General features: G+C 67.7%; 21 protein-coding genes and 1 riboswitch. Of the genes, 10 read left to right on the top strand and 11 right to left on the bottom strand.

Translation table 11 applies throughout. From position 1 onward, the window contains the following. Positions 1 to 146: 146 nt before the first annotated feature. A complete protein-coding gene (locus tag AB839_RS05855; RefSeq protein ID WP_061478649.1) occupies positions 147 to 1,598 on the top strand; it encodes a PLP-dependent aminotransferase family protein in 1,452 nt (483 codons plus the stop codon). Positions 1,599 to 1,676: 78 nt separating this feature from the next. Here the strand turns inward: AB839_RS05855 and bioD are convergent, their stop codons facing one another. Further along, positions 1,677 to 2,360, bottom strand: coding sequence for a dethiobiotin synthase (bioD, locus tag AB839_RS05850; RefSeq protein WP_061478648.1), 684 nt, complete (start codon positions 2,358 to 2,360; stop codon positions 1,677 to 1,679). 68 nt (positions 2,361 to 2,428) lie between these two features. Here bioD and AB839_RS05845 point away from each other — a divergent pair, with 68 nt between their 5' ends. Both AB839_RS05845 and AB839_RS05840 read left to right on the top strand, forming a co-directional pair. Then, positions 2,429 to 2,911 (top strand): GAF domain-containing protein, encoded by a 483-nt coding sequence (locus AB839_RS05845; RefSeq protein WP_004140850.1) that lies wholly within the window; start codon positions 2,429 to 2,431, stop codon positions 2,909 to 2,911. Further along, positions 2,908 to 3,270: a TfoX/Sxy family protein gene (locus tag AB839_RS05840; protein WP_061478647.1), complete on the top strand. Its 363-nt coding sequence runs from the start codon at positions 2,908 to 2,910 to the stop codon at positions 3,268 to 3,270. Before AB839_RS05845 ends, AB839_RS05840 begins: the two co-directional genes overlap by 4 nt. An 89-nt stretch (positions 3,271 to 3,359) precedes the next feature. On the opposite strand, the gene AB839_RS05835 is transcribed toward AB839_RS05840, so the two are convergent. After that, the gene (locus AB839_RS05835) at positions 3,360 to 3,938 is read right to left on the bottom strand and encodes a histidine phosphatase family protein (RefSeq protein WP_005415139.1); all 579 of its coding nucleotides are present in this window, start codon (positions 3,936 to 3,938) and stop codon (positions 3,360 to 3,362) included. A gap of 143 nt (positions 3,939 to 4,081) precedes the next feature. After that, positions 4,082 to 4,305, top strand: a riboswitch (cobalamin riboswitch). Positions 4,306 to 4,420: 115 nt separating this feature from the next. Here AB839_RS05835 and btuB point away from each other — a divergent pair. Next, complete coding sequence (btuB, locus tag AB839_RS05830) at positions 4,421 to 6,262, top strand: TonB-dependent vitamin B12 receptor (protein ID WP_061478646.1); 1,842 nt, start codon at positions 4,421 to 4,423, stop codon at positions 6,260 to 6,262. A 91-nt stretch (positions 6,263 to 6,353) separates the two neighbouring features. On the opposite strand, the gene gph is transcribed toward btuB, so the two are convergent. The 3 genes from gph to AB839_RS05815 all read right to left on the bottom strand — a co-directional run bounded on the left by gph (position 6,354) and on the right by AB839_RS05815 (position 8,804). Beyond that, positions 6,354 to 7,022: a phosphoglycolate phosphatase gene (gene gph, locus AB839_RS05825; protein WP_061478645.1), complete on the bottom strand. Its 669-nt coding sequence runs from the start codon at positions 7,020 to 7,022 to the stop codon at positions 6,354 to 6,356. Between the two features lie 64 nt (positions 7,023 to 7,086). Then, entirely contained in the window at positions 7,087 to 7,878 is a 792-nt protein-coding gene (locus tag AB839_RS05820) for a class I SAM-dependent methyltransferase (RefSeq protein WP_061478644.1), read from the bottom strand. After that, complete coding sequence (locus tag AB839_RS05815) at positions 7,875 to 8,804, bottom strand: LysR family transcriptional regulator (protein WP_005415135.1); 930 nt, start codon at positions 8,802 to 8,804, stop codon at positions 7,875 to 7,877. The genes AB839_RS05820 and AB839_RS05815 overlap by 4 nt, the downstream gene beginning before the upstream one ends. 108 nt (positions 8,805 to 8,912) lie before the next feature. Between AB839_RS05815 and AB839_RS05810 the strand changes: the two genes are divergently transcribed. Then, the gene (locus AB839_RS05810) at positions 8,913 to 9,551 is read left to right on the top strand and encodes an NAD(P)H-binding protein (protein ID WP_061478643.1); all 639 of its coding nucleotides are present in this window, start codon (positions 8,913 to 8,915) and stop codon (positions 9,549 to 9,551) included. 65 nt (positions 9,552 to 9,616) lie between these two features. Beyond that, the gene (locus AB839_RS05805; protein ID WP_061478642.1) at positions 9,617 to 10,528 is read left to right on the top strand and encodes an MBL fold metallo-hydrolase; all 912 of its coding nucleotides are present in this window, start codon (positions 9,617 to 9,619) and stop codon (positions 10,526 to 10,528) included. A gap of 312 nt (positions 10,529 to 10,840) precedes the next feature. Here the strand turns inward: AB839_RS05805 and dinB are convergent, their stop codons facing one another. Continuing rightward, positions 10,841 to 11,935, bottom strand: a complete 1,095-nt coding sequence (dinB, locus tag AB839_RS05800; protein ID WP_061478641.1) for a DNA polymerase IV — start codon at positions 11,933 to 11,935, stop codon at positions 10,841 to 10,843. Between the two features lie 190 nt (positions 11,936 to 12,125). Here dinB and fabA point away from each other — a divergent pair, with 190 nt between their 5' ends. Both fabA and fabB read left to right on the top strand, forming a co-directional pair. Beyond that, the gene (fabA, locus tag AB839_RS05795) at positions 12,126 to 12,641 is read left to right on the top strand and encodes a 3-hydroxyacyl-[acyl-carrier-protein] dehydratase FabA (protein ID WP_005415130.1); all 516 of its coding nucleotides are present in this window, start codon (positions 12,126 to 12,128) and stop codon (positions 12,639 to 12,641) included. Continuing rightward, entirely contained in the window at positions 12,641 to 13,849 is a 1,209-nt protein-coding gene (fabB, locus tag AB839_RS05790; RefSeq protein ID WP_005415129.1) for a beta-ketoacyl-ACP synthase I, read from the top strand. The genes fabA and fabB overlap by 1 nt, the downstream gene beginning before the upstream one ends. A gap of 128 nt (positions 13,850 to 13,977) precedes the next feature. Here the strand turns inward: fabB and AB839_RS05785 are convergent, their stop codons facing one another. The 3 genes from AB839_RS05785 to AB839_RS05775 are packed head-to-tail and all read right to left on the bottom strand — an operon-like array spanning position 13,978 to position 16,420. Then, positions 13,978 to 14,661, bottom strand: coding sequence for an HAD family phosphatase (locus AB839_RS05785; RefSeq protein ID WP_061478640.1), 684 nt, complete (start codon positions 14,659 to 14,661; stop codon positions 13,978 to 13,980). Beyond that, on the bottom strand, positions 14,658 to 15,359 hold the full coding sequence (locus AB839_RS05780; protein WP_061478639.1) for a pseudouridine synthase: 702 nt from the start codon (positions 15,357 to 15,359) through the stop codon (positions 14,658 to 14,660). Before AB839_RS05780 ends, AB839_RS05785 begins: the two co-directional genes overlap by 4 nt. After that, entirely contained in the window at positions 15,356 to 16,420 is a 1,065-nt protein-coding gene (locus tag AB839_RS05775; RefSeq protein ID WP_061478638.1) for a class I SAM-dependent methyltransferase, read from the bottom strand. The genes AB839_RS05780 and AB839_RS05775 overlap by 4 nt, the downstream gene beginning before the upstream one ends. A 158-nt stretch (positions 16,421 to 16,578) precedes the next feature. Here AB839_RS05775 and AB839_RS05770 point away from each other — a divergent pair, with 158 nt between their 5' ends. Next, positions 16,579 to 16,842: a hypothetical protein gene (locus tag AB839_RS05770; RefSeq protein WP_005415125.1), complete on the top strand. Its 264-nt coding sequence runs from the start codon at positions 16,579 to 16,581 to the stop codon at positions 16,840 to 16,842. A gap of 126 nt (positions 16,843 to 16,968) precedes the next feature. Here AB839_RS05770 and AB839_RS05765 read toward each other — a convergent pair whose 3' ends face one another. Beyond that, complete coding sequence (locus AB839_RS05765) at positions 16,969 to 17,262, bottom strand: DUF3247 family protein (protein WP_019660923.1); 294 nt, start codon at positions 17,260 to 17,262, stop codon at positions 16,969 to 16,971. Between the two features lie 43 nt (positions 17,263 to 17,305). Beyond that, positions 17,306 to 19,294 (bottom strand): ATP-binding protein, encoded by a 1,989-nt coding sequence (locus AB839_RS05760; protein ID WP_005415123.1) that lies wholly within the window; start codon positions 19,292 to 19,294, stop codon positions 17,306 to 17,308. A 244-nt stretch (positions 19,295 to 19,538) separates the two neighbouring features. On the opposite strand from AB839_RS05760, the gene AB839_RS05755 reads away from it, so the two are divergent. Then, complete coding sequence (locus tag AB839_RS05755) at positions 19,539 to 20,102, top strand: DUF3016 domain-containing protein (protein ID WP_061478653.1); 564 nt, start codon at positions 19,539 to 19,541, stop codon at positions 20,100 to 20,102. Positions 20,103 to 20,135 lie beyond the last annotated feature (33 nt).

Genomic DNA, 20,135 nt, shown 5'->3' with positions numbered 1-20,135 from the left:
GCTCGGCTCTACACACCAAAAAAAGACGCACGGCGGTCCCGCCGTGCGCTTGGAATGCGCCGGCCACGCCCCGATCAGGCCCGGCCGACGACGACATGCTAGGCTCGCCATCATCATGGGTACAGCGTCAGATGGCGGGATGTTCGATGGATACAGATGACCAGGTCACGATGATCCCTCCACGCTACCAGCGGCTCTCCGACGAACTGGCCGAGGCCATCCACGGCGGTCGCCTTCCGGTCGGCAGCCGCCTGCCTTCGCTGCGGCAGATGGCGTCGCAGCGCAGGCTCAGCCTCAACACGGTGATCGCGGCATATCGCCAGCTGGAAGATGCCGGGCTGGTGATTCCGCGGCCGAAGGCGGGCTTCGAAGTCGCGCCGCGGCTGTCGGTGCCGGAGCGTTCGCTGCGCGACACCCCGTCCGCGCCCACTGCGCCGCTGCAGCAGGTGCTGATGGCCCGGGTACTGGAAGCGCAGCGCCGACCGGGTGTGGTCGACCTGGCCTTCGCCGGCCCACGTGGTCGCCAGTTCTATCCCGGCGCGCAGCTGGCCCGGCATACCGCGCAGGTGCTGCGCCACGGCCAGCAGACGGTGGAGACCTATGCGAGACCCAACGGCTCCCCCCGGCTGCTGGCGCAGATCGTGCGCCGCAGTCCGCGCATGGGCCTGCACACCCACGCCGAGCGACTCCTGCTGACCCATGGTGCGATGGAAGGCCTGCAGCTGGCGTTGCGCGCGGTCACCCAGCCCGGTGACGCAGTGGGCATCGAGGCGCCGTCCTACTTCAACCTGTATCCGTTGCTGGCCAACCTCGGCCTGCAGGCCATCGAGTTGCCCACCCACCCGCAGCACGGGCTGGATGTGGATGCACTGGATGCGCTGCTGGAGCACACGCCACTGGCCGCACTAGTGGTGATGCCGACCGTGCACAACCCGCTCGGCTGCACCATGCCGACCGCCGCCAAACAACGCCTGGCCGAGCTGGTCAACGCACGGCAGCTGCCCCTGATCGAGGATGCGGTGTACGCCGAGCTGCAGTTCTGCGAACCGCCGGCACCCTTGCTGAAAGCCTTCGATCGCGATGGCTGGGTGATGGTGGTCGGTGGCTTCTCAAAGACACTGGCGCCGGATTACCGCATCGGCTGGCTGGATGGCGGTCGCTTCGCAGAGCGCATCGCGCTGCTGAAGTTCCAGTCCACCGGCGGTGAGCCGCAGCTGCTCGGCGATGCGGTGGCCGCGTATCTGGAAGCAGGCAGCTACGAGCACCATCTGCATCGCATGCGCCGCCTGTACCGCGAACAGGTGGGACGGCTGCGCCAGCTGGTAGCCGAGCATTTCCCGGCAGGCACCCGCGCCACCGAACCACAGGGCGGATTCCTGCTGTGGCTGGAACTGCCGGGTGTGGACACGCGCGAGCTGTTCGAGCGAGCGCTGCAGGAGGACATCGTGTTCATGCCCGGCCAGGTCTATTCGCGTGGCGCGCGCTATCGCCACTGCCTGCGGCTGTCGTGCTGCCAGAGCCTGGATGCACGCTTCATCGGTGCGGTGGAACGGCTGGGTGCGATCGCGCGGGAGCTGGCAGTGCGCCAGCTCCTGTAGAGCCGAGCCTACGCTCGGCTGCCCTTCGCTGACGGTCCCCGCTGAGCCGAGCGTGGGCTCGGCTCTACAGGAAGCAGGTCAGTCGAGCAGGTGCGTACTCAGGATCTGACCATCCGCCCCCGGCAGATGCGGCAGCCGTCCCCAGCACGGCATCGGCAGGCGCTGCTGCAGCGTGGCGATGTTCTCGTCCTGGCGCTGCATCGCCGGGTCGATGTGGTTGCCGATCCAGCCCAGGCAGTCCACGCCGCTGGCCTGCAGCGATTGCGCAGTCAACCGCGCGTGGTTGACGCAGCCCAGCCGCATGCCTACCACCAGCAGCACCGGCAGCTGCAGCGCACGCACCAGGTCGAGCTGGTCCAGCGTGGCCGAGACCGGCGCCAGCCAACCGCCCACGCCCTCCACCACGACGATATCGGCCTTCGCGCGCAGGCGTTCGAACGCGGCCACGATCGGCGCCAGCTCCACCTGCACGCCGTCCTCGGCAGCGGCCAGCTCCGGTGCCAGTGGCTGCCGCAGCGCATAGGGATTCAGATCGGCATAGTCCGGCACTGGCCAGCTGGCCGCCTGCAGCGCCAGCGCGTCCTCGTTGCGCAGGCCCTGCCCCAGATCCTCGCTGCCGCTGGCCACCGGCTTCATGCCCACTGCACGCAGGCCACGCTGGCGCAGTGCATGCAGCAGCGCGGTGCTGGCCGCGGTCTTGCCGATTTCGGTATCGGTGCCGGTAACGAACAGGGCGGGCGGCAGCGTAGCGGGCAACGGCATCGATGGGCTCCAACAGGGCAACAGTGTGTGCATTATCGCCGGCCCGGTGCACTTGCTAGACTGCGGGCATGTTCGCCAATGCCTCGCTCACCGGCAGCAAGCCGGAACAATACGCCCAGCTGCTGGAACAGGCCCGTGGCCTGGTCTACGCCGAGTCCGACCGCATCGCCAACGCGGCCAACCTCTCCGCACTGGTCTATCACGCCCTGCCCGACCTGAACTGGGTGGGCTTCTACCTGTATGACGGCAAGGAACTGGTGGTTGGCCCGTTCCAGGGCCTGCCGGCCTGCGTGCGCATCCCGCTGGACAAGGGTGTGTGCGGTGCCGCCGCCAGCCAGCGCGTAACCCAGCGCGTGGACGACGTCGATGCCTTCCCCGGCCACATCGCCTGCGATTCGGCCTCGCGTTCGGAGCTGGTGGTGCCGCTGCTGCGCGGCGATGAACTGATCGGCGTGTTCGATATCGACAGCCCGAAGGTCGGCCGCTTCGACGCCGACGATCAGGCCGGCCTGGAAGCCATCGCCCGCGTGTTCGTCGAGGCACTGGGATGAGCGCACCGAAGCTGCGCAACATCGGCCCGAAGAGTGCAGCCTGGCTGCGCCAGGTCGGGCTGCGCAGCCGCGAGGACCTGGTTGCGATCGGCGCAGTCGGCGCCTTCGTCAAGGTCAAGCGGGCCGGCTTCAAGCCCAGCCTGAACCTGCTGTACTCGCTGGAAGGCGCATTGCTGGACTGCCACTGGCAGGAACTGAGCGAGCCGCAGCGTGAGGCGCTGGTGCAGGACTATGAGGCGCGCATCGCCGCGCATCCGCTGAAGGCGGCCGGCCCGGCGTCGGGCCCGGTGCATGAGCAGCGCTTCGATGCCGACGATGAGGCGGAAGACAGCGTGACCGAGCGCGCGGACGAGGATTGAGCCGCGCCCTCCTGTAGAGCCGAGCCCACGCTCGGCTGGCCTTTCTGATCGAAGTGCAGCCGAGCATGGCTCGGCTCTACAAGAGCAGATCAGGGCTGCTGCAGCTCCAGCAGCTCGCCCACCAGCCCGACCTCACCGCGTTCCAGCCACACCCGCAGCCGCGTGCCGTGGTCGATGCGCAGGGCCCAGCACAACGACATCGGCAGGCCGCAGACCTGCGACAGCACCATGCGCAGCGGGCCACCATGGCTGACCACCAGCGTCGGCACCGGATCATCATCATCGAGCAGGCGATCCAGCGCGCGCGCGATACGCCGCTCGAAATGACCCCAGCTCTCGCCGTTCGGCGGCGGGAACGCATGCGGATCGGCGTGGAAGGCGGCCAGCGCATCTTCCGGCAGGTCGAACAGCGACTGCCCGTCCCAATCGCCGAAATCCAGTTCTTCCCATTCCTCGTCCGCTTCGACGTCCAGCCCGCGTGGGGTGGCCAGCGCCATCGCCGTGTGCAGCGCGCGCAACCGCGGTGAACTGATCACCCGCTCCCAGCGTTGCTCGGCATAGGCCTCGACCAGCTCTTGCGGCAGGCCGGCCAGCTGCGGTGGATCGCTGCGGCCATCAAGGAACTCATCGCGACCGTTGCCGGCGTGGCGGACCAGGTCGAGGATCATGCGTGCGTCCCGGACGGGCGGCGCAGGTACAGCGGAGAACGGGCAGACATCGGTAACGGCACCACGGGATCGAGCAACCATTCTAAAGGCACAGCAAAGGCAGCCGCGCAGGCGCGACGCAACGGGACGGCCTGCGATGCCGTAGACTGCGCGCACTTCCAGGTGACCTGCGGCCGTGGCCGGCAGGTTGAAACGGGAAGCCGGTGACGCGTGATGCCACGCCAGGCCGGCGCTGCCCCCGCAACGGTAAGCACGTCAGTTCCAGGCAACACCGCCACTGTGCCGCAGGCATGGGAAGGCGCCTGGACGGTGGCCTCGCGCCACCCGGCGGCAAGCCCGGAGACCGGCCCGGAAGCCTCAGGTCGCGATGCGGTGGGCATGGCGCTGGATGACCGTGGCGTGCGCTGCGGCATCGGCGCGTGCCTGCCTTCGCGGCTCCTCCCCTTCGCCACGCGGGCGTGCGTGGCACCTGGAGTCCCCCCATGAAGCTGCAGTCCCGAATGCTGTCCCTGGCCGTACTGGCCGCCCTGCCCGCGCTGGCACAGGCCGCCGATGACACCACCGCACTCGACCAGATCCTGGTCACCGCCACGCGCACCCCGATCGCCCTGCAGGACAGCATCGCGCCGGCCCAGGTGATCGACCGCGCGCAGATCGAATCCAGCCAGGCCACCTCGCTGCAGGAACTGCTGCGCGGCCGCGCCGGCATCAACCTGACCAATGCCGGCGGGCTCGGCAAGCAGAGCTCGCTGTTCCTGCGCGGCACCAACTCGGGCCACACCGTGGTGCTGGTCGACGGCGTGCGCATCAACAGTGCCGACCTCGGCCTGGCGATGTACCAGGACCTGCCGCTGGCGCAGATCGAGCGCGTGGAAATCGTGCGTGGCCCGCAGTCGAGCCTGTACGGCGCCGATGCCATTGGCGGCGTGATCCAGATCTTCACCCGCCGCAACCAGGGTGATTTCGCCCCGCACTTCCAGCTCGGTGGCGGCAGCAACGGCCTGCGCGAAGCCAGCGGCGGGATCGGTGGCGGGACTGAACGCGGCTGGTTCGGCGCCGACATCGCCTACCAGCATTCCGATGGCATCGATGCCTGCCGCGGCTCGGCAACGCTGTTCACCGGCTGCTTTGCCGACGAACATGACCGCGATGGCTACCGCAACCTGTCCAAGAGCCTGCGCGGTGGCTACACCTTCAACGACCAATGGAACGTGGAAGGCAGTGCATTGCGTGCCGACGGAAAGAACCATTACGACGGCTACTACAACTATTCGGAAACCCGCCAGCAGGTGCTGGCCGGCAAGGTGCGCTACACCCCGTCCGACCGCCTGGCGTTCACCGCCAATGTCGGGCGCAGTGACAACGAGTCGGACAACTTCGGTGACTTCGGTGCCCGTGGCAGCGCTCAGACCCACCGCGACAGTGCCTCGCTGCAGGGTGACTTCGCCTTGGCCGAAGGCCAGCTGCTGAGCACCGGCGTGGACTGGAGCGAAGACAACCTGGATGGCAGCAGTGCCGGATATCGGGTCGACAGCCGCCGCAACACCGGCGTGTTCGTGCAGTACCAGGGACGCTTCGGCCGCCACCAGCTGCAGGCCAGCGCGCGCAACGACGACAACCAGCAGTTCGGCAATCACGCCACGGGCAGCCTCGGCTGGGCGATGGAACTCGGCCACGGCCTGCGTGTCAACGCCAGTTACGGCACCGCGTTCAAGGCGCCGACCTTCAGCGACCTGTACGACCCGTGGAGCGGTGTGCCGACGTTGAACCCGGAGAAGTCCAAGAGCGCCAACCTGGGCGTTTCGCAGCAAGGACAGGACTGGCACTGGGGCCTGGACGTCTATGAAACCCGCATCGATGATCTGATCACCTACGATGCGGCGACCTTCAGGATGCAGCAGGTGGAGAAGGCGCGCATCCGCGGTGCCGAACTGACCGGTGGCGTGCTGCTGGCCGGCTTCGACATCAACGCCCAGCTGAGCTACACCGACCCACGCAACCGCACCGGCGGCAGCACGCAGTTCGACAACTGGCTGCCGCGTCGTGCACAGCAGACCGCGCGCTTTGACATCGACCGGCGTTTCGGGGACTTCCGCGCAGGCCTGACGGCGCAGGGTGCGGGCAAGCGCTATGACGATGCCGCCAACGCGGTGAAGGTGGGGGGGTACGGCACGCTGGATCTGCGCGCCGAGTACGCGCTGACGCCGTCGTGGTCGCTGCTGGCGCGTGCCGCCAACGTGTTCGACCGCAGGTATGAGACGGTGGCGTGGTTCAACCAGCCGGGCCGTGAGTACCAGTTGAGTGTGCGTTACCAGCCGAAATGAAAGAGGGCGCCGGGCATTGCCCGGCGCTTTCTCTGTAGAGCCGAGCCCATGCTCGGCTCAGGCAGCAAAGCAGCCGAGCATGGGCTCGGCTCTACACCGGGACGCCGGCGGTCAACCCCGGCAGTTCACGCAGGTCGTCGATCACCGCCACCGCATGCGCGGTGGCCAGGTCCAGGCCGCGCGGATAGCCGTAGCGCACCAGCGCGATCGGCATGCCCGCAGCTTCGGCGGCGCGGTAGTCGGTCAACGAATCTCCCACCATCAGGCACGCCTGCACCGGCAGCCCGAAGTGCGCAGCGATATGCCGCAGCGGTTCGCCGCTGGGCTTGCGCTGCGGCAGTGAATCGCCGCCCAGTACCAGCGCGAACGCATCACCGATACCCAGGTGCTGCAGCAGCGGCGGCACCAGTGCTTCGGGCTTGTTGGTGCAGATCGCCAGTGGCACGGCGCGCGCGCGCAGCTGCGCCAGTGCGTCGGCCACGCCATCGAACAGGCGCGGGCTGCGCAGCAGGCATTCACGGTAGTGCACCATGAACACCGGCATCACCTCGGCCAGGTCGACCTCACGACCGGCGGCGTGCACGGCCTGTTCGACCAGGCGGCGCACCCCGTCGCCGATCCAGCCGAGCACGGTGGCTTCCGGCACGCGCGCCATGCCGATGGCTTCCAGCGTGCGGTTCAGCGCTTCGGCGATGTCAGCTGCGCTGTCGACCAGCGTGCCATCGAGATCGAATACGACCAGCGGATAGGGATACGACAAGGGACGACGCCTGTACAACGTGGGGCCGTCCATTGTACGCCGCGCTTTTTCCCCGGAATCCGCCTCAGCCGATCCTGCGTGCGCGGGTGGCAAGAAAGGTGGGCAGGTAACGGTCGATCAGGAAGCGCGGCTTCGGCTGCCAGTCTTCCATGAACCGATCAATCACGAAGCCTGCATCCAGCTGCCCGCCGATCAGTTCGGTCAGGCTGTGGCCAAAGGCCAGCGCATCACCGCGGGCGAGTTTCGCCTCACGCTCTGCGGCGGGCAGGTCTTCCAGGTCCGAATAGGGAATGGCGTACTGCGGCCGGATCAAACCCTGTGCATCCAGCTGCGGATCACGTGCACCGACGAACAGCACCGGGTTGTAGAAACTGGCCATCAACATGCCATCGCGCGCCAGCACGCGGCGGCATTCGGTCCACACCGGGCGCACGTCGGGCACGTACAGGTTGGAGATCGGATGGAACACCACGTCGAAACTGTCGTTGGCGAATACGTGCAGGTCGCGCATGTCGCCCTGCACCGTGCGCAGCTGCAGTCCATCACGCGCAGCGACCCGGCGGTCCTGTTCCAGCTGCCCGTCGGACAGGTCGAACACGGTGACGTCGGCGCCCGCAGCGGCCAGCACGGGGGCCTGCTGGCCACCACCCGAGGCCAGGCACAGGATGCGGCGGCCGCGCACGTCGCCCAGCCAGTCCAGTGGCAGCGCGCGTGGGGTCAGGTGCACCTGCCAGCGGCCTTCGCGCGCGGCGGCAATGGTTGAACTCTCCACCGGGCGCGACCATTCGCGCACTTCGCTGGCCTGGCGGTCCCAGGCAGCACGGTTGTGGTCGATCAAGGCCTGTCCATGGTTCATGTGTTCTCCTTGCCCGGTGGGCGCCAATCCAGATCCTGGAAGGCCGGGCTGGCGAAACACTCGGCCAGGTAATCCAGGAATCGCCGCATGATAGCGGGCTGCTGGCGCCGTGACGCGTACACGGCATGAATGCCGAGCTCGTCCAGACTGAATCCGGGCAGCAGTTCGATCAGCTCGCCGCTGCGCAGCAGTGGCGCCACCTGGTAGGTCGGCAGCATGGCGATCCCGGCACCGGCGCGTACCGCCTCCAGCAGCAGCGAGGCCTCGTTGGCGCTGATGTTGCCGCCCACCGCCACCGACAGCGAACGGCCATCGCGGTGCAGCTGCCACAGGCTCTTGCCGACGTAGTGGTGGGTCAGGCAGTTGTGCGCGGCCAGGTGCTCCGGCGCGGTCGGCGTGCCACGCGCCTGCAGGTACGACGGCGTCGCGCACAGCACCGAGCGGCAGGTAGCCAGCCGCCGCGCGATCAGGCTGGGGTCGATCTGGCGCGCGATGCGCACGGCCAGGTCCACGCGCTCCTCGACCAGGTTCACCGTGCGGTCGACCAGCAGCAGCTCGATGCGCGCCGCCGGATGGCGCGCGACGAAACCGGCCACCGCCCGTGCCAGGTGGCTCTGCCCGAACGACACGCTGGCGGTCACGCGCAGCGTACCGTGCGGCTCGGGATCATCACTGGCCAGCTCCCCCTGCAGTTCTTCGCCGATCGCCAGCATCTGCCGGAAGCGCGCCAACGCCGCCTCGCCCGGGCCGGTCAGGCTGACCCGGCGCGTGGTCCGGTGCAGCAGGCGTGCGCCCAGCCAGCCCTCGACCTCGGCCAGGTAGCGGCTGACCATCGCCCGCGACATATCCAGCACTTCTGCGGCGGCGGTGAGGCTGCCGCGCTCGGCCACCTCGACAAACACGGTCATGGCGGTCAATCGGTCCATATGCTCGATCCACGCAACAAACAAGCGCGTTATACGCTGTTTTTCGAGCGACTGCAGCGGCCTAGAGTGGCCCCATTCCCAGCCCACATCGCCCCACGGAGTCCTGCCATGAAGATCGCCCTCGTTGGTTCCACCGGCAACATCGGCCGCCAGATCGCCCGCCACGCGCTGGCCCACGGCCACGAACTCACCGTCATCGTGCGCAGCGCGCAGGACCTTCCGGCCGAACTGGCCGGTGCCCATCCGGTGATCGCCTCGTTGGATGACCAGGACGCGCTGGTCGCCGCCATCGCTGGCCACGACGTGCTGGCCAGCGCCTACGGCCCGCGTCCGGGCGATGACATCGGCCGCGTGGGCGAGATCGCCGCGCAGCTGGCGGCCGCCGCGCGCAAGGCCGGCGTACCGCGCCTGGTGGTGGTGGGTGGCGCCGGCAGCCTGGAAGTCGCGCCGGGCGTGCAGCTGGTCGATACCCCCAACTTCCCGGAAGCCTACAAGCCGTACGCGCTGGCCCATCGTGAAGCCTTCAATCGCCTGCAGGCAGTGGACGACCTGGACTGGACCTTCTTCTCGCCGGCCGCCGAAATCGGCCCGGGCGAAGAGCGCGGCCAGTACCGTGTGCAGCCCAAGGCCTTCCTGGCCGACGCCAGCGGCCACAGCCGCATCAGTTATGCCGACTACGGCGCCGCGTTCGTCGCCGAGCTGGAAGCGCACGAGTACCCGAAGCAGATCATCACGGCCGCGTATTGATCGACGCGCGGGCCCTGTAAGGCCAAGCCCACGCTCGGCTCCCTATCCGACACAAGGAATTCCCCATGCGTACCGCTGCCCTGCTGCTTCCCCTCGCCCTGGCCGCCACGTTCACCAGTGCGCCGCTGCTGGCCGCACCGGCCACCGCGGCGCCGACCACCGCGACGAAATCACGACTGCACCTGCAGACCTTCCATCCCGGCCCGCAGGCGATGTTCTCGGTATCCTCGGTGCTGATCGAAGGCCGCAATGACGCGATCCTGGTCAACGCGCAGTTCGGCGCCAGCGACGCACGCAAGCTGGTCGAACGGATCCGCGCCAGTGGCAAGCAGCTGACCACGATCTACATCAGCCACGGCGATCCGGACTACTACTTCGGCCTGGCCACCCTGCAGGATGCCTTCCCGCAGGCACGCATCGTCGCCACTGCGCAGACCGTCGCCCACATCCAGCAGACCCAGGCCGGCAAGCTGGCCTACTGGGGACCGAAGATGGGCGCCGACGTGCCGGCACGCATCGTGGTGCCGCAGGTGCTGGACGGCGATGCCCTGCAGCTGGAAGGCCAGCGCCTGCCGTTGATCGGCCTGGATGGCCCGACCCCGGACCGCACGGTGCTGTGGGTACCGTCGCTACGCGCGATCGTCGGCGGCATTCCGGTGGTGGCCGGTGAGCACGTGTGGATGGCCGACACGCAGACGCCGAAGTCGCACACTGACTGGCTGCAGACCCTGCAGCGGTTGCAGGCACTGAAGCCGAAGGTGGTGGTGCCGGGGCATTACGCGCCGGGTGCGGCGCTGGATGCCAGTGCGTTGCGCTTCACCGCGGACTACATCCGCGCGTTCGACGCCGAGGCGGCCAAGGCCAAGGACAGCGCGGCACTGGTGAAGGCGATGCAGGCGCGCTACCCGACGCTGGCCGGCGTGGCATCGCTGGAGCTGAGTGCGAAGGTAGCCAAGGGCGAGATGCAGTGGCCATGAGGTAGGGAGTTTTCTTTTGCAGGGCTGCGCCCTGCACCTGCCCAATGCAACGGCAACAGCCGAAGCAACAGCAAAAGCTGGTCTCCTGAGGGTTGGCGGGGTGGGTCCGGTTGCGGGGGCGCTGCAAGTACGTCCATGTAAGCTCGGTCGCCGCATCCATGCGGCTCACGCCCCCGCAACCGGACCCACCCCGCCTTCGACAGTTTCCCGCTATCTGTCGGAACCTGCTGCTGATGGTGGGTGCCGACCGTTGGTCGGCACGGGGTCAGAGCCCGTTGCTGCGCAACGGGCTCTGACCCCACTGTTTGATGATTAGGTATCTGTGGGTTTGTTCATGTCGTGCTCGAACAATTCCCCCTGCACCACCGGCTCCTTTTCGCGGAAGCCACCCAGCCCGACACCCACCAGCCGATAGCGCGTCTCCGCCGGCAGGTCGACGCGGGCGCGCAGGGCCAGTGCGATGTCGCGCAGTTCTTCCATCGACTCCGGCGGACGTTCCGGGGTGAAGCTGCGGGTGAGAATGCGGAACTGCGCGGTTTTCAACTTCAGCACCACGGTATGGCCGACACGCTCGGTCTTGCGGGTCGCCTTCCAGGTCTTCTCTGCCAGCTGCACGATGGCCTCGGTCAGGTCTTCCAGCAGCAGGTCTTCGGCGAAGGTGTCCTCCGAGGAAATCGACTGCACCTGCTGGTCCGGTTCCACCGGCCGCTCGTCGATGCCGCGTGCGCGGTTGTACAGGCTGCGGCCGAAACTGCCGAACGCTTCTTCCAGATCGATCAGTGCCCACTGCCGCAGGTCGCCGCAGGTGGCGATGCCGCGCGCGGCCAGCTTGCCTTCCATCACCTTGCCGACGCCAGGCACCCGGCTTACCGGCAACGGCAGCAGGAAGGCGTCCACCCGCTGCGGTGGAATCACGAACTGGCCATCGGGCTTGCGCCAGTCCGAGGCGATCTTGGCCAGGAACTTGTTCGGCGCGATCCCAGCTGAAGCAGTCAGGTTGGTCTCCTCACGGATCTGCATGCGGATGGTACGGGCGATGTCGGTCGCCAGTTCGATGCCGCTCTTCGGCTCGGTCACGTCCAGGTAGGCTTCATCCAGTGACAACGGTTCAACCAGGTCGGTGTGGCGCAGGAAGATCTCGCGCACCTGGCATGACACCGCCTTGTAACGTGCGAAGTCGGGCGGCACGAAGATCGCATCCGGGCACAGGCGTTCGGCCCGCACTGCCGGCATGGCCGAACGCACACCGAACACGCGTGCCTCGTACGATGCCGCGCACACCACCGAGCGTGCGCCGCGCCATGCCACAACCACCGGCTTGCCGCGCAGTGACGGATCGTCGCGCTGCTCCACCGACGCGTAGAACGCGTCCATGTCAACGTGGATGATCTTGCGCAGTCGGGTCATGTCAGGTGGAAAAGGCGGGGCCGGGCCGGGTGGGCCACACGCCGAAGTATGGTCGTTGCACATCAACAGGATGCGCGTATTCCCTTGAAAACACTACGGTTGCGTACGGTTGAAATGTTTGATCGGCGCAGTTTCCACGGGCATTCTCGGGCGCTTGTTTCCCTGTTCTCCGCTTCCAGGATTGTGCTTCATGACCCGTCTCCACGCGTTCAACCGCGAACAGCTGCTGGCCAGCGCACGCGGTGAACTGTTCGGCACCGCCGCCGGCCGTTTGCCCAACGACCCGATGCTGATGTTCGACCGCATCACCGACATCCGAGAGGACGGCGGACCGCATGGCAAGGGCATGGTACGCGCCGAACTGGATATCCGCCCGGACCTGTGGTTCTTCGGCTGCCACTTCATCGGCGACCCGGTGATGCCAGGCTGCCTGGGCCTGGATGCCATGTGGCAGCTGACCGGCTTCTTCCTGACCTGGCTGGGCGCCCCCGGCAAGGGCCGCGCGCTGGGCTGTGGCGAGGTGAAGTTCACCGGCCAGGTACTGCCGGACGCCAAGCTCGTACGCTACGAGATCGACATCAGCCGGGTCATCAACCGCAAGCTGGTGATGGCCCAGTCGGACGCCCGCATGTACGTGGACGACCGCGAAATCTACAGCGCGCGCGACCTGCGCGTCGGCCTGTTCACCGAAACCGGGAGCTTCTGATGCGTCGCGTCGTCATCACCGGCATGGGCATCACGTCCTGCCTCGGCAATGATCTGGATACCGTTTCGGCCGCGCTGCGTGAAGGACGCTCGGGCATCACCGCCTTGGCCGACCACGCCGAAGCAGGCCTGCGCAGCCAGGTCGGTGGCCGCGTCGACCTCGACCTGGACGCCTTGATCGACCGCAAGCAGAAGCGCTTCATGAGCGACGCGGCGGCCTTCGCCTACCTGGCCATGCGCGATGCCATCGCCGATGCCGGCCTCAGCCCCGAGCAGGTCAGCAGCCTGCGCACCGGCCTGATCGCCGGTTCCGGTGGCGGCTCCAGCGAATGGCAGATCGGTGCCGTCGACCTGCTGCGCGAACGTGGCGTGCGCAAGGTCGGCCCGTACATGGTGCCGCGCACGATGTGCTCGACGGTCTCGGCCTGCCTGGCCACGGCCTACCAGATCAAGGGCGTCAGCTACTCGCTGTCGGCTGCCTGCGCGACCTCGGCGCATTGCATCGGCGCCGCTGCGGACATGATCCGGCACGGTGCGCAGGACATCATGTTCGCCGGCGGTGGCGAAGACCTGCACTGGTCGATGAGTGTGATGTTCGATGCGATGGGTGCCCTGTCGACCAGCTTCAACGAAACCCCGGCCAGCGCCTCGCGCCCGTACGACAAGGACCGCGACGGCTTCGTCATCGCCGGTGGCGGCGGCATGCTGGTGCTGGAGGATTACGACCACGCCGTCGCACGCGGTGCCCACATCCATGCCGAGCTGATCGGCTATGGCGTCACCTCCGACGGTGCCGACATGGTGGCGCCCTCCGGCGAAGGTGCGGTGCGCTGCATGAAGATGGCGCTGCAGGGTGTCGATCGCCCGCTGGACTACCTGAACACCCACGGCACCTCGACCCCGCTGGGCGATGTCACCGAGCTCAACGCGATCCGCGAAGTGTTCGGCGATGCGGTGCCGCCGCTGTCCTCGACCAAGGCGTTGTCCGGGCACTCGCTCGGTGCAGCCAGCGTGCACGAGGCGATCTACTGCCTGCTGATGATGCGCGATGGCTTCGTTGCCGGTTCGGCCAACATCGGCGAGCTGGACCCGAAGGTGGAGAGCTTCCCGATCCTGCGCGAGAGCCGCGAGCAGAAACTGGATACGGTGATGTCCAACAGCTTCGGCTTCGGTGGCACAAACGCCGCCTTGGTGTTCGGACGGGTGTGATGGGGCAGGTGTGCCGACCAACGGTCGGCACCCACCCACGGATGTAGAGCCGCGCCATGCTCGGCTCAGTGCCAACCAAGGTTGGCACCTACCGGGGCACTGGGCCGACCAACGGTCGGCACCCACCGTTACCCCGGCAGCAACGGCAGCAGCAGCGCGTGCGCGTCCACCAGGGATCCAACGATGCGGTGTCCCAGGGCACGCAGCTCTTCATCCGGATGCACCAGGTCAGGCACCTGGATCACGGTCATGCCGGCCGCCAGCGCCGCGCGCGTACCGGCCGGTGAATCCTCCAGCGCCAGGCAACGCCCGGGCACCTGCCCCAATCGCTGCGCGGCCAGCAGGTAGATATCCGGCGCCGGCTTCGGCCGCGCCACGTCGCCACTGGTGATCACCGCATCGAAATACGGCAGCAGGCCAGCAGCGGCCAGCTTGCGGTTGGCCCGCGGCTGCCGCGTGGTGGTGGCCACCGCCCGCGGTACCGCGTGCACTTTCAGCAGCTCCAGCAGTTCCAGGATGCCCGGACGCAACGGCAACCCGGTCTGTGTGCGTGCCTCGTACAGGTCGTGGCAACGTGCGGCCACCGCATCGATCACGCTGTCCTCGATGCCCTGCGCGCGCAGCAGCGCGTGCGAATCGCGGTCGCCGAGGCCGACCATGCGCAGGAACACCGCCTCGTCCAGGCCCAGCCCGAATTCATCGGCGGCCTGGCCCCAGCAGGCCAGCGAGACACGCTCGCTGTCGATCATCAGGCCGTCCATGTCAAAGATGACGGCGTCGGGAAGAAACGGCAGCGCAGCGATGGGGGTCATGGAGCGAACAGCGTATCCAGGTCGGTAGGGGTGAGCTGCCGCCATTGCCCTTCGTCCAGCCCCTGCAGGTCCAGCCCGCCGACGCGGCTGCGGTGCAGGGCCTGCACGTGGTTGCCGGTGGCGGCGAACATGCGGCGTACCTGATGGTAGCGGCCTTCGTGCAGCACCAGCCGCGCATGGCGCGCATCCAGCACTTCCATTTCAGCCGGCAGCAGGGGCGTCTTCTCCGATTCCAGCATCAGCGTGCCGCTGGCGAACAGCGCCACCTCGTTGCCGCGCAGGTCCTCGCTCAACTCGACCTCATAGACTTTCGGCAGCTTCGACTTCGGCGAGATGATCCGGTGCAGCAGGCCACCATCGTCGGTCAGCAACAGCAGGCCACTGGTCTCGCGGTCGAGGCGGCCAACCGTGGACAGCACCGGATCGCGGTCGCGGAAGCGCGGCGGCAACAGGTCGTAGATCAGGCGCCCGGTGTCCTTGGTCGAACAGGTGTAGCCAGCCGGCTTGTGCAGCGCGATCGACAGCCCCGGCGGTGGGTCCAGCGGCTCGCCATCGACCCGGATGGCGTCATGCGGCACCTGGTCGTCGGCATACAGCACCTCGCCATCGGCGTCGGTGACGCGGCCTTCGCGGAACATCCATTGCACCTGCTTGCGGCTGCCATAGCCCAGGTTGGCGATGTGCTTGACCAGCTTCACTTGCCCTTCCCCTTCACGGCTTCCACCAGCTTGAAACCGTCGCGCTCGGCGATTACGCGCACCGCGCCGAAGCTGTCGTTGAGGGTGTGCTCGTAAGGCAGGTGGCGGTTGGCCACCACGTACAGGCGCCCGCCCGGGCGCAACGCCTGCGCAGCCACGGCGATGAAGCGCTGGCCGATGTCCGGGCGGTCAGCGCGCGAAGGCGTGTGGAACGGCGGGTTGCTGATGATGACGTCGTAGCCCGGCTCGATGCCGGCGGTGACGTCCTGCCACAGGAAACGCAGCGGCAGCGGTCGCGGCGGCGGCGCCAGATTGAGCTCGGCCAGCGCCAGTGCGCGCTGCTCGGCCTCGTACAGGTCCAGCGCGGTGATCTTCGGGCAGCGTTCCAGAAGTTCGCGCGACAGATAGCCGTAGCCGGCACCGAGGTCGGCGGCGCGTCCGGCCAGGTCGGCCGGCAGGTGCTCGGCCAGCAGCGCCGACGCCGGATCGATGCGATCCCAGGCGAACACGCCCGGGCGGCTGAGGAAGCGACCGCCCACGATCGGACGCACCGCATCCAGCGCCGACCAGCGCTTGGCCAGGTCAACGTCGTGCTGGCCCTGCAGCGGGGCGGTCCAGTACACGCGGCAGTGGTTCTTGGTCAGGCAGCCACCGAGGCCGGCCAACTGCTTGAGGTCGCCCTCGCCCGAACGCGCACCTTCGTTGTTGGACTGGCAGGCAACGATGCGGCCGCCATCGGCGACCAGCGCCAGCGCACGGGCGAACAGCGCACGGGCTTCTTCGCGCTGGCGCGGCGGCAGCACCAGCACCAACGGGTAGCGGCCCTTGCCGGCCGCGTCATCCAGCTGGCCGCTGACGGTCCAGCCGGCAGCCTGCTGCAGCGGTTGCGCGAACGGGGCGAAGCTCTGTTCGCAGTGCACCTCGCGGTTGCCGGCCACTTCGCGCAATGGCCAGCCATCGCGGGCACGCAGGAAGGCCACCGGGCCCTCCGGCCAGCGCAGGGCGCCTTGGGAGAACGGCAGGAGCAGGGTCTGCAGGGGGGCGTCGTCGCTGGAGGCCATCGGCGCGGGTACTTCAAGCGTGAGGGCCGTCCATTGTACCGGCTTGGCCGGGCCGGCCCCGGCGGCCCGCTTTGCGAAACCCGAACGGGGCCTTGATCCGCCAGAAACATTGAAACGTTCAGGGTAGAGGCTCCCCCCGGAAACCCAGGAGAACCTGCATGCGAGCCTTGTTCGTCGGTGGCGTGGTCGACAACAGTGAAATGGACCTGGAAGGCAGCCATCCGCCCGTGCACTACCCCGAGGATACCGGCGGCGGCCACTCGCGCTACCGGCTGCACCAGATCGGTCATGGTGCCGACGGCAGCGTGGCCTATGCGGTGTACGGCGCGCCGGACCTGGCTGATGACGAGGTGGCGAGGGTTGCAGAGGAGCGGGCGTACGCACGTCGATTCGAGGCGACGCCGACGTTGTTCGAGCACTGACACATCTGTAGCGCCCGAGCCCACGCTCGGGCGACGGCGCAGCCGCGCAGACCACAGCCGAGCGTGGGCTCGGCTCTACATCAGGATCAAACCGGCGGTTCGAGGCCACGCCGACGGCGTTTCGGATCAAGGCGCCTTGGGTGGCAGGCGGTTGATACTGGCGATTTCATCCAGCCACACATGGTGCTGCTGCACCGGCGTGTCGTAGTCATCCAGGCGCAACTGGCCGTTGCTGCCTTCATCACCAGCGGCGTTGCGGTATTGCTGCACAGTTGGCCTCACCGCCACCGTGCCGAGCAGGCGGCGGCCATCGTGCAGAATCAGTTCCACCTGCGTTTCGCCATCCAGCTGCGGCAGCAGGGCTTCCAGGCGCGCGATCTGCGCCGGATCGGTGTGGATACGTGGAGCTATACGGGACATCGGCGACCTCCTGACTGCAGGGTCGCCGATCGGCCGTGAATGTTCAGTGCAGCGCGCTGTCCGCGCGCGGCACCTGCACTTTGCGCACGGCAGCCACCAGCTGCGCTACCGAGTACGGCTTGGCCACATGCTCCTGGAAGCCCGAGGCCAGCGCGCGGCGACGGTCGTCGGCACGCGCCAGTGCAGTCACCGCCACCGCAGGCAAGGTCGCCGCATCCACGCCCATGTCCTCGCGCAAGGTGCGCACCAGCCCATAGCCATCCATGCCCGGCATGCCGATGTCGGTCAGCAGCACGTGGTATTGCAGGTGGCCGGTGTCGGCCAGCAATGCCAGCGCTTCGCCGGCCGAGCTGGCCGCAGACACGCTGGCGCCCTGCTCTTCCAGCATGCGCCGCAAGTACTCCAGCACTTCCGGCTGGTCTTCCACCGCCAGCACATGCATGCCGCGCAGCGGATACGGCTCGACGATCACCGGCTCCAGGATCGGCCCGCTGATCACTTCGCGCAGCGGCCGCCGTTCGGCATCGGGAACATGCTGGGGCAGGCGCACGGTGAAGGTCGCGCCGTGGCCGTGGCCCTCGCTGGCCGCAGTGACCGTGCCACCATGCAGTTCGACCAGCTGCTGCACGATCGCAAGGCCCAGGCCCAGGCCGCCATGGCGGCGGGTGGTGGTGCCGTCGGCCTGGCGGAAGCGGCTGAACAGATGATTGAGGAATTCGGGTGCGATGCCATCACCGCTGTCACGCACGGTGATCTCCCAGTAGTTGCCGTCGGCCCGCAGCTGCAGGTCGATGCGGCCTTCAGCCGGGGTGAACTTGATCGCGTTCGAGAGCAGGTTCCAGAACACCTGCTGCAGGCGCGTGGCGTCGCCCAGCACCAGGCTGGGTTGCGTGGGCAGCTGCAGGTGCACGTCCAGCGCCTTGCCTTCGGCCACCAGTTCCTGCGCGCCGATCGCCTCACCCAGCACCGCGCACAGGTCCAGCACTTCCACCTCCAGCTGCACCTTGCCCAGCAGCATGCTGCTGAGGTCGAGCATGTCCGAGATCAGCCGCTTCTGCGCACCGGCGCTGTTGGCGATCACGTTCAGGCCCTTGTACAGCGGACTGGTGTTGTCCACGCGCTGCAGAAGCAATTCGCTCCAGCCGAGGATGGTGGTCAACGGCGTACGCAGCTCATGCGACAGCGTGGCCAGGAATTCATCCTTCAGCCGCGCCATGTTTTCCGCAGCACTGCGCGCGGCACGCTCGGACTGCAGCAGTTCCTCGCGGGCCAGCTCGATCTCGCGGCGTTCGGTCACGTCCGGGCTGCTGCCGGCCAGGCCGATGAAGCGGCCCATGCGCGAGAAGCGCGGGCGGGCGTTCATCTCCAGCCAGCGCCACTGGCCATCGGCACGGCGTGCGCGCACGAGCGCGTGCATCGAGCGCTGCGCCTTCAATGCTTCCTGCAGTTCGTACTCGAAGACCGATGCGTCGTCCGGATGCACCAGGCCGCGCCAGACGTCCTCCGGCACGCGCGTCTCGTCACCGCCAAAGAACTCGCTGAAGGCACTGTTGACGAAACGGGCATGGCCGCGCTCGTCCAGCACCCACACCGGCATCGGCAGGCCGTCGGCCAGCGCGCTGAAGCGGGCTTCGCTTTCGCCCAGCTCCACTTCCATCTGCTTGCGTGCGGTGATGTCGAAGAACAGGATGCCGACCTTGTCCTCGCCCGGCCGGCCCACGCGCACCGCATCCACCGCGAACGAGCGGCCCAGCGCACGCGCCTCCATCTCGAACTGGGCCGGGCGGCCGCTGCGTGCGACCTCGCCATAGATGCGGAACCAGTCCTGCTCATGGCCGGGCTCCAGCGCCGTCATGCGCTTTCCACGCGCATCCTTCAGCCCGGTGTGGCGCTCGAAGGCATCGTTGACTTCGATGAAGCGGTAGTCGACCGCACGATCACCCTCGAACAGCACCTGGATCACGCAGAAACCGGCGTTGATGCGCTCAAGCACGCCATGATGCAGGTCGGGTTCGGGCGCCGGCACCGTCATCGGTGGGCGCTCCACGAGGGGCGGCAGTGTGGACAAGGGTGTCTGTGCAGGCCAGGTTGGAGGCACAGCATGTTCCAAAGGGCGTATTCACAGCGTCAAGCGCCGTCAGTCATGGTTGACGTCGATGAATTGGCGGCAACCGCTCTTGCAGACGACGCATGCGGCCATTGCCGATACCGGGAAGCAGGATCACACTCGATCTGTGATCAACATCGCCCCCATCGAGGGGACGCAGGAGACCGTGATGAAACGCTCACTCGCGATTGCCCTGTTGGCAGGCGCCCTGGCGGCGGGCGGCGCCAGCGCGGCCCCGCGCACCGTGACCGACCCGGAAGCTCCCCGCGCATTGCAGGCCGATGGCCCGGTCAGCGTGAAGTGGGACGATCCGGCCCAATTCACCGAGATCCGGCAGAGTACCAACCGCTTCGAAGCCGAGCGTGGCGACTGGGTGCAGCAGCTGGCACGCTACCTGCAGACCGCTGCCGCCAAACCGCTGCAACCGGGACAGACGCTTGATGTGACCCTGGTCGACATCAAGCGCGCCGGTGACTACGAGCCGTGGCACGGCCCGCGCGGTCGCGACATCCGGATCATGCGCGACATCTACCCACCGCGGATCAGCCTGCAGTACACGCTGAAGGACGCCAGCGGCCGCATCGTCAGCGAGGGCGACGCGCGCCTGAGCGATACCGGCTACCTGCACAACATCGGCCTGAAGAGCGACAGCGATCCACTGCGCTACGAGAAGCGCCTGATCGACGACTGGGTGAAGCGGCAGCTGACAGCGCAGGCCACCGCAGCACGGTAGGCCGTAGGCCCATCGGCAGGTGTCGACCTTGGT

Source organism: Stenotrophomonas sp. DDT-1 (assembly GCF_001580555.1).
Taxonomy (GTDB): domain Bacteria; phylum Pseudomonadota; class Gammaproteobacteria; order Xanthomonadales; family Xanthomonadaceae; genus Stenotrophomonas; species Stenotrophomonas sepilia.
Note: the sequence above shows the minus strand (reverse complement) of the source record. Positions and strands in the feature narration are given on the sequence as shown.